The sequence below is a fragment of the Mycobacterium sp. IDUB_1 genome (assembly GCF_055419625.1).
This window is the reverse complement of record NZ_JBVAYA010000007.1, coordinates 25,622-38,510: the sequence shown is the minus strand read 5'-3', so window position 1 is coordinate 38,510 and position 12,889 is coordinate 25,622. Positions and strand designations below refer to the sequence as shown.

12 protein-coding genes are annotated in these 12,889 nt (G+C 68.2%); 6 read left to right on the top strand and 6 right to left on the bottom strand.

Going from position 1 to position 12,889, the window contains the following annotated elements:
• Position 1 precedes the first annotated feature (1 nt).
• Positions 2-703: a FadR/GntR family transcriptional regulator gene (locus ACZYYX_RS27985; RefSeq protein WP_463818094.1), complete on the bottom strand. Its 702-nt coding sequence runs from the start codon at positions 701-703 to the stop codon at positions 2-4.
• Between the two features lie 162 nt (positions 704-865).
• Here ACZYYX_RS27985 and ACZYYX_RS27980 point away from each other — a divergent pair, with 162 nt between their 5' ends.
• Positions 866-1,378, top strand: coding sequence for a gluconokinase (locus tag ACZYYX_RS27980; protein WP_463818093.1), 513 nt, complete (start codon positions 866-868; stop codon positions 1,376-1,378).
• A 29-nt stretch (positions 1,379-1,407) separates the two neighbouring features.
• The gene (locus ACZYYX_RS27975; RefSeq protein ID WP_463818277.1) at positions 1,408-2,865 is read left to right on the top strand and encodes a GntP family permease; all 1,458 of its coding nucleotides are present in this window, start codon (positions 1,408-1,410) and stop codon (positions 2,863-2,865) included.
• A 23-nt stretch (positions 2,866-2,888) separates the two neighbouring features.
• Here the strand turns inward: ACZYYX_RS27975 and ACZYYX_RS27970 are convergent, their stop codons facing one another.
• Together ACZYYX_RS27970 and ACZYYX_RS27965 are read right to left on the bottom strand one after the other, a co-directional pair.
• On the bottom strand, positions 2,889-3,383 hold the full coding sequence (locus ACZYYX_RS27970; RefSeq protein WP_463818092.1) for an RDD family protein: 495 nt from the start codon (positions 3,381-3,383) through the stop codon (positions 2,889-2,891).
• Positions 3,384-3,487: 104 nt separating this feature from the next.
• Positions 3,488-4,408 carry a DoxX family membrane protein gene (locus ACZYYX_RS27965; protein ID WP_463818276.1) on the bottom strand — a complete coding sequence of 307 codons (921 nt, stop codon included), beginning with the start codon at positions 4,406-4,408 and terminating at the stop codon, positions 3,488-3,490.
• 70 nt (positions 4,409-4,478) lie between these two features.
• Between ACZYYX_RS27965 and xylB the strand changes: the two genes are divergently transcribed.
• Positions 4,479-5,873 carry a xylulokinase gene (xylB, locus tag ACZYYX_RS27960; RefSeq protein ID WP_463818275.1) on the top strand — a complete coding sequence of 465 codons (1,395 nt, stop codon included), beginning with the start codon at positions 4,479-4,481 and terminating at the stop codon, positions 5,871-5,873.
• A gap of 3 nt (positions 5,874-5,876) precedes the next feature.
• Here the strand turns inward: xylB and ACZYYX_RS27955 are convergent, their stop codons facing one another.
• Entirely contained in the window at positions 5,877-6,803 is a 927-nt protein-coding gene (locus ACZYYX_RS27955; protein ID WP_463818091.1) for a LysR family transcriptional regulator, read from the bottom strand.
• Positions 6,804-6,838: 35 nt separating this feature from the next.
• On the opposite strand from ACZYYX_RS27955, the gene ACZYYX_RS27950 reads away from it, so the two are divergent.
• Complete coding sequence (locus ACZYYX_RS27950) at positions 6,839-8,329, top strand: FGGY-family carbohydrate kinase (protein WP_463818090.1); 1,491 nt, start codon at positions 6,839-6,841, stop codon at positions 8,327-8,329.
• A gap of 6 nt (positions 8,330-8,335) precedes the next feature.
• Here ACZYYX_RS27950 and ACZYYX_RS27945 read toward each other — a convergent pair whose 3' ends face one another.
• Positions 8,336-9,091: an SDR family NAD(P)-dependent oxidoreductase gene (locus ACZYYX_RS27945; RefSeq protein ID WP_463818274.1), complete on the bottom strand. Its 756-nt coding sequence runs from the start codon at positions 9,089-9,091 to the stop codon at positions 8,336-8,338.
• A gap of 32 nt (positions 9,092-9,123) precedes the next feature.
• Entirely contained in the window at positions 9,124-10,179 is a 1,056-nt protein-coding gene (locus ACZYYX_RS27940; protein WP_463818089.1) for a sugar-binding transcriptional regulator, read from the bottom strand.
• 149 nt (positions 10,180-10,328) lie between these two features.
• Between ACZYYX_RS27940 and eltD the strand changes: the two genes are divergently transcribed.
• Together eltD and ACZYYX_RS27930 are read left to right on the top strand one after the other, a co-directional pair.
• Complete coding sequence (gene eltD, locus ACZYYX_RS27935) at positions 10,329-11,417, top strand: erythritol/L-threitol dehyrogenase (RefSeq protein ID WP_463818088.1); 1,089 nt, start codon at positions 10,329-10,331, stop codon at positions 11,415-11,417.
• A 91-nt stretch (positions 11,418-11,508) separates the two neighbouring features.
• Complete coding sequence (locus ACZYYX_RS27930) at positions 11,509-12,888, top strand: extracellular solute-binding protein (protein WP_463818273.1); 1,380 nt, start codon at positions 11,509-11,511, stop codon at positions 12,886-12,888.
• Position 12,889 lies beyond the last annotated feature (1 nt).

Sequence of the window (12,889 nt, the reverse complement as noted above, 5' to 3'; positions counted from 1 at the left end):
CTCAGTCGTCGCCGGCGACGGCCGAGGCCGCCTCGTCGATGATCACCCGCATCGCCGTCTCGGCGGCATCGGGGTCGCCCAGCCGGACCGCACGGGCCACCTCGTCATGCAACGCGATCGCCGCCGGGTTGGGGGTGTCAGGCATCATGCCGTGATGAGTGCGGCCGGCGAGCACCTCGGCGACCACATCGTAGAGGGCGCGGAACATCTCGTTACCGCTGGCCTCCAGGAGTGTCCGGTGAAAAACCTTGTCGGCCAACAGGTACGACTCGAGGTCCCCGGAGCGCCCGTGCATCACCATGTCGGAGACAGCCGCGGCCATGATGCGGCACTGGTGCGGATCGGCGCGCTGCGCGGCCAACGCGGCGGCTGCCGGTTCGAACCCGCGTCGCAGTTCCGACAGTGAGGCGAGTTGCCGGGCGCGGTCGTCGGAGTCCAGGCGCCATCGGATCAGTCGGGGGTCGAAGACGTTCCACGCGGTGGCCGGCTGGATCGTGATGCCCACGCGGCGGCGTGAGGCCACCATGCCCATGGATTCGAGCACGCGGATGGCCTCCCGGGCGACGCTGCGCGACACCTGGTAGCGGGCACAGACGCCGTCCAGGTTCAGGACGTCCCCGGCTGCGTGGGTGCCGGACACGATGGCCGCGCCCAGCGCGCTCAGCACGCTGCCGTGTAGCGCTGCGGACGGCGTCTCGGACACGCAATCATCCTGTCATACGCGGCAGCCACCTCGAATAATCAGATAGATATCGATATCTACTTGCAATCGTATGCCTATTAAGGCATCGTGTGTGACGGCAGGCACAGCAGGGAAGTCGGCGCGGTAGCCGGCTCCGGAAGTGGGCCGCGTGAGGAGAACAAGGTGGCGTCACCCGTGGTGGTCATGGGCGTATCAGGTTCGGGCAAGTCGACTGTGGGCGCCGCCTTGGCGCAGCGGCTGCGGGTGCCGTTCGCAGACGCGGACGACTTCCACCCCGCCGCCAACATCGCCAAGATGACGGCCGGCCATCCCCTGGACGACGGCGACCGGTATCCCTGGCTCGAAGCAATCGGCGACTGGCTGATGCAACGCTGCGAGGACGGCGGGGTGATGAGCTGTTCTGCGCTCAAGCGCAGCTACCGGGAGCAGTTGCGCCGGCATTGCCCGGGTGTGCTGTTCCTGCACCTCAGCGGTACGCCGGACGTCATCGCCCGCAGGCAGGCGAGCCGGCCAGGGCATTTCATGCCCGCGTCGCTGTTGGCCTCGCAGTTCACGACCCTCGAGCCGCTGGACGCCGACGAACCGGGCACCACCATCGACGTCGATCAGAGCATCGACGCCATCATCGACACCTATTGCACCACAACAGCTTCGGCGATCGAACAGGAGAAGTGATGATCTCGTCACCCACATCACCAGCGACCATGCTGACCGTCCTCGCGGCGGACACCGAGTTACCGGAGCCCGTCGCATCGGGCTGGCAACTCGTGGTGGCGGCACTGGCGGGTATCGCACTGATCGTCGTGCTCATCACCGTGGCGAAGCTTCATCCGTTCCTGTCGTTGATCTTCGGCGCGCTGGCCGTCGGGATCGTCGCGGGCATGAACGTCGGCGACGTCCTCGGATCGTTCTCCGACGGATTCGGTACCACGGCGGCCGGTGTCGGCATCCTGATCGCGCTGGGCGCGATGTTCGCGAAGCTGCTCGCCGATTCGGGTGGTGCCGACGAGATCGTCGACACCATCGTCGGCCGCGCCTCACCACGTGCACTGCCGTGGGCGATGGCCGTCGTCGGTGCGATCATCGGTCTCCCGATGTTCTTCGAGATCGGCGTCGTGCTGCTGATGCCCGTCATCTACCTTGTCGCCAAGCGCTCGGGTCTGTCGTTGATCACCATCGGAATCCCCGCTCTGGCAGGCCTTTCCGCGATGCACGGGCTCGTCCCACCGCATCCCGGTCCGCTCACCGCGATCGACCTGCTCGGAGCCGACCTCGGCGTCACGCTCGCCCTGGGTGTGGCCGTGGCGATCCCCACCGTCATCGTCGCAGGGCCGCTGTTCGGGAAGCTGGCCGGACGCTGGGTCGTCATCGACATTCCTGACCGCTTCAACGCTGACGACGTCCGTGGCGGTGGCGATGGGAACGGCGGCACCGGCAGCGCGGGCCCAGGTGAGGCCGGGCGCGGCGGCATGCAGACGGTCGCGCAGCGCACCCGCCCGAGCTTCGGCATCACGATCTTCTCCGTGCTGCTGCCGGTCGCGTTGATGATGGGTAAAGCGCTGGTCGACATCTTCATCGACGACGAGAACAACGTGCTGCGACAGACTTTCGACATCCTGGGCCGGCCGCTGATGGCGCTGCTGATCGCCGTGATCGTCGGGATCTTCACGCTCGGCCGCGGGGCCGCGATGACCCGCGATCAGATCGTCAAATGCATCGAATCGTCGCTGCCGCCCGTCGCGGGCATCATCTTGATCGTCGCCGCGGGCGGCGGGTTCAAACAGCTGCTCGTCGACACCGGCATCGGCACGCTGCTGGCCGACTGGGCCAAGGGCGCCAATGTCTCGGTGGTCCTGCTCGCCTGGACACTCGCGGTGCTGATCCGGCTCGCGACGGGCTCGGCCACGGTCGCCACCATCACCGCGTCGTCGCTGATGCTGGGTCTGGTCGAGGGCTTGAGCACCGGTGAGGTGTCGCTGGTGGTGCTCGCGATCGGTGCCGGCTCGCTGTTCTTCTCCCACGTCAACGACGCCGGCTTCTGGCTCATCAAGGAGTTCTTCGGGATGAGCGTCGGACAGACCATCAAGAGCTGGTCGGTGATGGAGACGGTGCTCTCGGTGACTGGCCTGATCCTGGTGCTGCTGCTCGGACTCGTCATCTGAGTCCAGCGGCGGGCCTCAGGCTTTCAGGGGGCCTTCAGCACCTGGGTGCCGCCGGCGAGCTCATCGTGCTTGCCCTGCTTGGTGGGGCTGCTGTTGATCGTCACCGCGATGACGACGATCGCCACCACGCCGAGCAGGCCGCCGATGAACGGGATGATCGGCAGCAGCGTCCACGAGTTGCGGATCGCCGACTGTGCGGCAGTCGGTTTGGGTGCACCGCCGGGACCGTGCACACTGAGGCCGAGCAGCTTCTTGCCCGGGGTCCAGCCCTGTGTGACCTCGAACGCCACGTAGTAGGCGAAGCTCAGCGCGCCGGTGAACAGCCCGGTGATCCAGACGTTGGACATCGCGCCGATCGCGAAGACGATGATGCTGCCGACGATGCCGACGATCAGACCGTCGATGAACCGGGCGGCGAAGCGCACGCCGACGCCGCCGGGTTGGGCGCCGCCGCCGGGCGGCGGGTACGACCCCGGGTAGCCGTATTGGCCGGACTGCGGGGGATAGTCGCTGGTCATCGGGGAGCTCCTTGTGGCGGCGGCTGGATTGCGAGCCCACCGTACCCAGCAGGAAGCCCCCGCGAAAGGGCTTCGCGGGGGCTGCTGCTTCTTCTGTGCAGGGGTCAGCGCAGCTGCTTGCGGCGCTTCTTGACCTCGGAACCCGCGGTGTCGGCCAGTTCTGCGGCGCGCTCGCGTGCGATGTCGGCCGAGCGAAGGGCGCGCTCACGGGCGGCATCGGCCAGCTCGGGTGCACGGTCGCGTGCCACGTCGGCGAATTCCTCGCCACGTTTGCGGGCCAGCACCGCCCACTCGCCGCCGCGTTCGCGAGCCACCTCGGCGAGTTCACCGCCGCGTTCGCGCGCGACCTCGGCGAGTTCGCCGCCGCGTTCGCGCGCGACCTCGGCGAGTTCGCCGCCGCGTTCGCGCGCGACCTCGGCGAATTCGCCGCCGCGTTCCCGCGCTATGTGGGCCAGTTCGCGACCGCGCTCAGCGCCGACCTGCAGGCCGTGGCCCAGCTTGTCGGCGAACTCGCTGTCCGCCAACGAACCGCCGGCGGCCGCGCCGACGGGAAGTGCGGCTGTCACCGCCTCGGCGGCTTTGCGTGCTGCGCGCCGGCCGCGCCAGCCGAGCGACGGCTTACCCTCGGTGTCCACCGCGGCGATGATGAGGCCTCCGATGAGGCTGATGTCGGTGACGAACGCGCGCCGCTCGTCGGCCTTGCGCTGCGGATCGGTCTCGTTCCAGAAGTTGTGTCCGCCGAGGGAACCCGGCACCACGGTCAGCGCCAGCGCCGCCGATGCGAACCGCGGGAGCTTCCCCGTCGCCAGCAGCAGCCCGCCGCCGATCTGAACGGCCGCGTTGATCCGGGCCACCGTCTCGGCATCCGACGGCAGGTTGGTGCTGACCGGATCGGGGAGCTTGCTGAGCCCGTCGAGAGTGTTCTGCGTGGACTGGGCTGCGGGTTTGGGGCTCCGCAGGGCCTCGACCCCTCGGGAGATGAACACGGCGGACAGCATTGGACGCGCAACGCGACGGATCAACATGCCGGACATGTTCCCACGCGATTCGGCGACCAAACCCGACCGGGTGACGTGCCGGGGTAGCTTCGCAGGCGTGCCACTCGTCGCGGGAATCGACTCGTCCACCCAGTCGTGCAAAGTGCTGATCTGTGATGCCGAGACCGGCCGAACCGTCCGGTCGGCCACCAGTGCCCACCCGGGCGGCACCGAGGTGGCGCCGGCGCACTGGTGGGACGCGCTCCGAGCGACGTTCGACGAGCTGGGCGGCATCGACGACGTCGCTGCAGTCTCCGTCGGCGCGCAGCAGCACGGCATGGTGTGCCTGGACGCATCGGGGAACGTCGTCCGCGACGCGTTGCTGTGGAACGACACCCGCTCTGCCGGTGCGGCGGCCGATCTGGTCGACGAACTCGGCGGCCCCGACAGATGGGCACAGCGCACAGGCGTCGTGCCCGTCGCCGCCATCACCGCCACCAAGCTGCGGTGGCTGGCCGATCACGAACCGGAGCATGCCGATGCCACCGCCGCGGTCTGCCTCCCGCACGATTGGCTGACATGGCGGCTGTCGGGCGCCACCGACATCGGCGAGCTGACCACGGATCGCAGTGACGCCAGCGGCACGGGGTACTTCTCAGCCGCGACCGATTCCTACGACGTCGAACTGCTCGAGCTGGCAATGCGCGGGCGACGCCCGACGCTGCCGACCGTCGTCGACCCCGCCGGTTCGGCGTCGCAGACCGCCCACGGCGCGCTCCTGGGGGCCGGCGCGGGGGACAACGCCGCGGCCGCGCTCGGCCTGGGCGCCGGGCCGGGCGACTGTGTGGTGTCGCTGGGCACCTCGGGTGTGGTCAGCGCCGTCGGTGGGACGGCGCCGTGCGACCCCGAGGGCATCGTCGCGGGGTTCGCCGATGCGACAGGACGGCAGCTGCCGCTGGTCTGCACGCTCAACGGGGCGCCTGTGCTCGCCGCGGTGGCGCGCATGCTCGGCGTCGAGTTCGACGAGTTCGACCGGCTCGCGCTCAGCGCTGCCGTCGGCGCCGACGGCTTGACGCTGGTGCCGTATCTCGACGGGGAACGCTCACCCAACCTGCCCGACGCCACGGGCGCGCTGCACGGCATCACCACGCGAAACCTCAACTCCGCCAACATCGCTCGGGCCTCCGTCGAGGGTCTGCTGGCGTCCATGGCCTACTGCATCGACAAGATTCGCGCACACGGCGTCGCGGTCGACCGCATCATCTTGATCGGCGGCGGGGCACGCTCGGCGGCGGTCAGAGCGGTGGCGCCGGCCGTTCTCGGTGCGCCCGTGTATGTTCCGGCACCGGCGGAATACGTCGCGCTCGGCGCGGCGAGGCAGGCGGCCTGGGCGCTGGCGGGTGGCCAGAACCCACCGCAGTGGTCCCTGGCGGACACCACCGTCCACGAGGCAGAGCCCACGCCGGAGGTTCTCGACCGTTACCGAATGGCCGAGGGCCTGACCTTCCGCTGATCCTCACGTGAGCCGTGCGGCCTCAGGCCGTGGCCACATCGCGCGCGGCAGCGGTTCGCCCGGGGGCGGTCGCACGGCGTCCAGCACGGCCCGTAGCGGCGGCCAGTCGGCGCGCCCGATCCTGGTGACGGCGTACGCGGTGAGCACGACGTCGGGGCCGGTCAGGGGCAACACCGTCACCCCGGCGGCGGTGGGGCGCTCGATCGGCAGAAGTCCCACCCCGTAGCCCGCGGTGATCAGTTCCTCCACCAGATCCAGGCTGTCGATCTGATGGGCGATCCGCGGGGTGAAGCCGGACAGCGACGCCAGTGTGCGCACCGCATCCTCGTCAGCGGTGTTGCGGGAGTTCACGATCCACGTCTGGTCGGAGTAGTCGCGCAGCGTGGTCATGGTGCGCGCGGTGCCACTCGGCACCCCGAGACCCCAGCGGATCGACCAGAGCGGCACCGATTCCAGCAGAGCCCCCGGGGATGCCGGCGCCAGGTTGTAGTCGTAGGTGAGCGCCAGGTCCAGGTCGTCGGCGGTCAGCAGCCGAAACGCTTCCACCGGCTCGTACTCGCTGATGATGAAGTCCACCTGCGGCAGTCGTCGGCGAAACGCTGCGGCGATTGGCAGCAGCGACACGCGGATTCCGGTCGCGAACCCGCCGACACGGACGGTGCCGGCCGGGTCGGCACCGGCGTCCAGATCCAGTCGTGCGCGGTCCACCGCCGCGAGGATGGTCACCGCGTGATCGGCCAGGCGCCGTCCCGCCGGGGTGAGCCGCACCCGTCGGCCCTGCGGCTCGATCAGTTGCGCCCCGGTCTCGCGTGTCAGGGCGGCGATCTGCGCCGACACGGTCGAGGTGGTGAGGTGGTACTCGTCGGCGACCGCCCGCATCGAACCGAGGCGCGACAGTGCGAGGAGCAGCTGGAGTCGACGGAAGTCCACGCCAGCGATTGTGCTCCTGCACGTAGGGTTGGGTCGTGGACACGCTGCTCGGCATCGACATGGGAACAGGAAGCACCAAGGGAGTTCTCGTCGACAGCTCGGGCACAGTGCTGGCCACGGAGACCATCGCTCACGGGATGGATCTTCCGCGGCCGGGGTGGGCCGAGGTCGACGCCGAGGCGGTGTGGTGGCGTGAGGTGTGCGCGATCAGCAGCGCGCTGATGGCCCGCCAACCGGCCAACGCATCCCTGGCCGGCGTGTGTGTCAGCGGTGTGGGTCCCTGCCTGGTGCTCTGCGACGCCGATCTGCGCCCGCTGCGGCCGGCCATCCTGTACGGCATCGATACCCGTGCGCACGCCGAAATCGACTCGTTGACAGCGGAATTGGGCGAGGACAAGATCCTCGAACGGGCGGGCACCTTGCTGTCCAGTCAAGCTGTCGGGCCGAAGATCGAGTGGGTGCGCAATCACGAGCCGCATGTGTTCGACGCCGCTGCCGGCTGGTACGGCTCCAACTCCTTCATCGCCGCGAAGCTCACCGGCGAGTATGTGATGGATCACCACACCGCGAGCCAGTGCGACCCGCTGTACGCCACCCGTGACTTCGACTGGAACCGGGAGTGGGCCGAGCGCATCTGCGGGCCGCTGCCGCTGCCGTCCCTGGTGTGGCCAAGCGATGTCGTCGGACAGGTCAGCGCCGTGGCCGCCCGCGAGACGGGATTGCCGGCAGGCGTTCCGGTCGCCGCGGGGACCGTCGACGCGTACTCGGAGGCGTTCTCGGTCGGCGTGCGCCGTCCCGGGGACCAGATGCTGATGTACGGCTCGACGATGTTCCTGGTCCAGGTGATCGACGAGTACCACAGCGATCCCACGCTGTGGACCACTGCAGGAGTCGATCCCCGAACGCTGGCGCTCGCAGCAGGCACCTCGACGGCGGGCACGATGATCAACTGGCTGCAATCACTCACGGGCAAGCCCTCTTTCGAGGAACTGACCGCCGAGGCGTTGGCCGTGCCCGCGGGTAGCGAGGGGCTGCTGATGCTGCCGTACCTGGCTGGTGAGCGCACTCCGGTGTTCGATCCGAACGCCCGCGGTGTGCTTGCCGGTCTCACCTTGCGGCACGGGCGCGGGCATCTTTTCCGGGCGGCCTATGAAGGTATCGCCTTCGGCATCCGGCAGATCCTGGACCGGTTCGACGACGCCCACGAGGCACGTCGCACCGTCGCGGTCGGCGGCGGTCTCAAGAGCCCGGTGTGGGCGCAGGCGGTCAGCGATGTCACCGGACGCTCGCAGCTGGTGCCCGAGCAGGCCATCGGAGCAAGCTACGGTGACGCACTGCTGGCCGGTATCGGGGTGGGGTTGGTTCCGCCCGAGACGGATTGGGCCACGATCGAGCGTGAGATCACGCCCGACCCGAGCAATCGAGCCCGCTACGAGGAGCTCTTCGCGACGTGGGCGCAGCTGTATCCGGCCACGCGGGAGCAGGTCCACCGGCTGGCAGCCGCCGACGCCGGCACCGTCGACTGAGCCGGCTCAGCCCATCGTGTAGCCACCGTCGACCGGAAGGTCGACGCCGTTGATCATGCTCGCCGCATCAGAGCACAGCCACACCACCGCGTCGGACACTTCGTGCGGAACGGCGAAGCGGCCCAGCGGGATTCGGGCGATCATCGGCGCAGCCTTGGCTTCCTCGCCCCACACCCTCTGGCCCATCTCGGTCAGCACGACCGTGGGGCACACCGAGTTCGCGCGGATGCCGTGCGGTCCCAGTTCGCGAGCGAGGACCTTGGTCGCCATCACCAGGCCGGCCTTGGATGCGCAGTAGGCGTAGTGCTCCGGTAGCGGGGCCAGCGCTGCCGCGGAGGCGACGGTGACGATGGCGCCACCGGTGCCCTGCTCCACCATGAGCGCTCCGACCTGGGCTGCCAGGAGTGCGGGAGCCCGCAGGTTCACCGCGAGCGTGGCGTCGAAGTTCTCCGCGGTGGTCGCGACGACAGGTTCGGGCAGCGAGATGCCGGCGTTGTTGACGAGGATGTCGAGACCGCCGAACGCCTCGGGAGCGGTGCGGCTCAACGCCGCCGGACCCTCTGGGTCGGCGAGGTCGGCCACGACGGCACGGACCTCGACTCCGTACTGATCGCCGAGCGACTGTCGCGCCTGCGCCAGTTCGGTCTCGTCGCGCCCGCTCAGTACCAAATGGGCGCCGGCAGCGGCGAACGCACGGGCGATGTCGGCGCCGATGCCCTTGGTGGCGCCGGTGATCAGCGCGCGCTTGCCGTCCAGCCGCATCGCCCCGGAGTATCTCTGCTCGGCGGTGGTGGTCACGAAACCTCCTGTGCTACCTGCGCATCGGTGGGGTCATCGGTGGCCGCCAGCAGCGCCTCGGCGGTACCCGGATCGGTGACGAGTCGGTTGAAGTACCCGCCGCGGGCGCCGGCGGTGATGGATTCCACCTTGTCCTTGCCGACAGCCACCGCGATCGTGACCGGGATGTGGCGCAGTGTCTCCAGTTCCAGCGCGATCAGCCGTTCTGCACCGTCGAAGTCGACGGGGGTGCCGTTGCGGTCGTAGAAGCGCGAGCACACGTCGCCGACGGCGGCGCGCAGCGACGTCGAGCCGGTCGGCACGAATTGGGGGATGTCCGAGCGGGTCAGCGGTGGCGCGCCGACACCCATCAGCGCGCACCGGGCATGCGGCCACTGGTGCAGCACGCGCTGGATGCTCGGATCCTCGAGCAGGGAGTCATACAGCGCGGGTCCCGGAAGTGCCGGTGCGAAAAGGTAGTTGGCACGCCCGCCGACGCGATTGGCGACCAGCCGCGTGATCTCGTTGGTCTGATACCACTCGTAGGGCTGGTCGTTGCCGCCGACAGTGGGGGTCACCACCACGCCGGGCAGCGAGGTGAGTTCGTGCTGGGCCAGCTCGTAGACCGTGCGGCCGGAGGAGACCAGCAGCACGTCACCCGGGAGCAAACCCGCTTCGGCGAGCGCCCGTGCCGTCGCCGGCGCGAGCACCCGCCCCATGATGTCGACGACGCTGCGTCCGGGTCCGGGCGCGGGCAGAGGCGGCGACAGGTAGACGGTGTTCAGATTCAGGGCCCGGGCCACCCGGTCGGCCAGCTCCGTGGGTCGGGCTTGGGCCGGCGGGACCACCTCGATACGCACGATGCCTTGGCGTTTCGCCTCGGCGAGGAGCCTGCTCACCGTCGCTCGGCTGGTGCCCAGTTGCTCGGCGATCTCGGCCTGGGTGGCCTCGTCCTCGTAGTAGAGCCGCGCTGCTGTGTAGAGCAGGGTGGCGGGGAAATGACTGCTCTCCGGCTCGGGCGCGGCGCCATCGGGCTTCGCCGACGAGGTGGCGGGCGCGGGCGGCCGAGACATGGGCAAAGTATGACACCGAACGTCTGCTCTGGAAAGAAGTTCATTGAACAGATGTTCTGGACAGATGTGCACCGCCTTCGCTACTGTGACTCCGAACACAGAGGGAGGAACCTGCGTTGTCTGATCAAACCGCGTCGTCCGATCGAAGAATGTCCGCTCAGATCCCCGAGAAGATGCAGGCAGTGGTCTGCCACGGGCCCCACGACTACCGACTCGAGGAGGTTGCGGTCCCCCAACGCGGTCCTGGCGAGGCGCTCGTGAAGGTCGAGGCGGTCGGTATCTGCGCCAGCGATCTGAAGTGCTACCACGGTGCGGCGAAGTTCTGGGGAGACGAGAACCGGCCCGCCTGGGCGGAAACCATGGTGATCCCCGGCCACGAATTCGTCGGCCGCGTCGTCGATCTCGACGAGATCGCCGCCTCCCGCTGGGGCATCGCCGTGGGCGACCGGGTGGTCTCCGAGCAGATCGTGCCGTGCTGGGAGTGCCGATTCTGCAAGCGGGGCCAGTACCACATGTGTCAGCCCCACGACCTCTACGGCTTCAAGCGGCGCACCCCGGGGGCGATGGCCAGCTACATGGTCTACCCAGCGGAAGCGTTGGTGCACAAAGTGTCTGCCGACGTCGCACCCCAGCATGCCGCCTTCGCCGAACCGCTGTCGTGCTCATTGCATGCGGTGGAGCGGGCGCAGATCCTCTTCGAGGACGTCGTGGTGGTCGCCGGCTGCGGACCCATCGGCCTCGGTATGGTCGCCGGCGCCCGCGCCAAGAACCCGATGCACGTCATCGCGCTCGACATGGCGCCCGAGAAGCTCGAGCTCGCCAAGCTCTGCGGCGCCGACATCACGATCAACATCGCCGAACAGGACGCCGTGGAGATCGTCAAGGAACTGACCGACGGCTACGGCGCCGATGTGTACCTGGAGGGCACCGGACATCCCTCGGCGGTTCCGCAGGGGCTCAACCTGTTACGCAAGCTCGGCCGGTACGTCGAGTACGGCGTGTTCGGCAGCGACGTGACCGTCGACTGGAGCATCATCAGCGACGACAAGGAACTCGACGTCCTCGGCGCGCATCTGGGTCCCTACTGCTGGCCCGCGGCGATCAAGATGATCGAGTCCGGTGTGCTCCCGATGGACAAGATCTGCACCCACCAGCTGCCACTGACCGAGTTCCAACAGGGTCTCGACCTCGTCGCCAGCGGCAAGGAATCGGTCAAGGTCTCCCTGATCCCCGCCTGAACTAGGGACGTCACGAAAAGCACCCCAGAAAAGGACCCCGATGAGTCTGTTCTCGAATCCCCCTATGGGGCAGCAGTTCTCGCGTCGAAAGATGCTGACGGCACTGGGTGTGGCCGGCGCCGCGGCCGCCAGCGTGCCGGTGCTGAGTTCGTGTGGCGTGGGCGGCAAGGCCAGCATGCCCAACGGCGCGGACGCGGTGACCGGTGGGTTCGATTGGCGCAAGGCGGCCGGCTCCACCATCAACATCCTGCAGACCCCGCACCCGTACCAGCTGTCCTACCAGCCGCTGCTCAAAGAGTTCACGGAGTTGACGGGCATCAACGTCAACGTCGATCTGGTGCCCGAGGCGGACTACTTCACCAAGCTGAACACCGAATTGGCCGGCGGCTCCGGCAAACACGACGCGTTCATGCTCGGTGCCTACTTCATCTGGCAGTACGGCCCGCCCGGGTGGATCGAGGACCTCAACCCCTGGCTGTCCAACAGTGCGGCGACCAACGCCGAGTACGACTTCGAGGACATCTTCGACGGGCTGCGCACCTCGACGCGCTGGGACTTCGAGTTGGGCCAGCCGCTCGGGACGGGCGGGCAGTGGGCGATCCCGTGGGGTTTCGAGAACAACGTGGTCGCCTACAACAAGCGGGTGTTCGACGAGAAGGGCATCACGCGCTTGCCCGACAATCTCGACGACTTCATCCAGCTGGCCATCGACCTGACCGACCGCTCCCAGAACCGTTACGGCATCTCCACACGCGGCTCCAAGTCCTGGGCCACCATCCATCCGGGCTTCATGACGCAGTACACCCGCGAAGGCGCCGTCGACTACACCTGGAACGGTTCGGAACTCATCGCCGAGATGGACAGCGACAAGGCGATCGACTTCACGAAGAAGTGGATCGCCATGCAGCACGAGGCAGGTCCGACGTCGTGGACCACCTACGACTATCCCAACGCCACCGGCGATCTCGGAGACGGCAAGGCGATGATGGTCTACGACGCCGACAGCGCCACGTACCCGAAGAACAAGCCGGGTGCGAGCAAGGAGGCCGGCAACATCGCGTGGTACGCGGGGCCGGCCGGTCCGGACGGCAACTACAAGACCAACCTGTGGACCTGGAGCTGGGCGATGAGCGCGAACTCGCGCAACAAGCTGCCTGCGTGGTTGTTCATCCAGTGGGCAACGGGCAAGGAGTCGATGAACAAGGCCGTCGAGGGTGGTACCTACGCGGATCCGGTCCGAAAGTCGGTGTTCGACACCACATTCAAACGGGTCGCCGCCGATCAGTTCGGCTATCTCGAGGCGTTCGAGACGGTCATCGGCCAGTCCAAGATCCAGTTCACCCCGCAGAAGAAGTTCTTCGACACCACCCAGAACTGGGCGGTGGCATTGCAGGACATCTACGGCGGTGAGGACGCAGCGTCGCGGTTGCGCAGCCTCGCCAAGACCAACACGTCCAAGGTCAACCTCTAGG

Bases quoted from the DNA above. Each gene is read 5' to 3' on its own strand.
- ACZYYX_RS27970 (WP_463818092.1), bottom strand. From the start codon at position 3,383: ATGACCAGCGACTATCCCCCGCAGTCCGGCCAATACGGCTACCCGGGG.
- eltD (WP_463818088.1), top strand. From the start codon at position 10,329: ATGTCCGCTCAGATCCCCGAGAAGATGCAGGCAGTGGTCTGCCACGGG.
- ACZYYX_RS27940 (WP_463818089.1), bottom strand. From the start codon at position 10,179: ATGTCTCGGCCGCCCGCGCCCGCCACCTCGTCGGCGAAGCCCGATGGC.
- ACZYYX_RS27945 (WP_463818274.1), bottom strand. From the start codon at position 9,091: ATGCGGCTGGACGGCAAGCGCGCGCTGATCACCGGCGCCACCAAGGGC.
- ACZYYX_RS27930 (WP_463818273.1), top strand. From the start codon at position 11,509: ATGCTGACGGCACTGGGTGTGGCCGGCGCCGCGGCCGCCAGCGTGCCG.
- ACZYYX_RS27975 (WP_463818277.1), top strand. From the start codon at position 1,408: ATGCTGACCGTCCTCGCGGCGGACACCGAGTTACCGGAGCCCGTCGCA.
- ACZYYX_RS27965 (WP_463818276.1), bottom strand. From the start codon at position 4,408: ATGTTGATCCGTCGCGTTGCGCGTCCAATGCTGTCCGCCGTGTTCATC.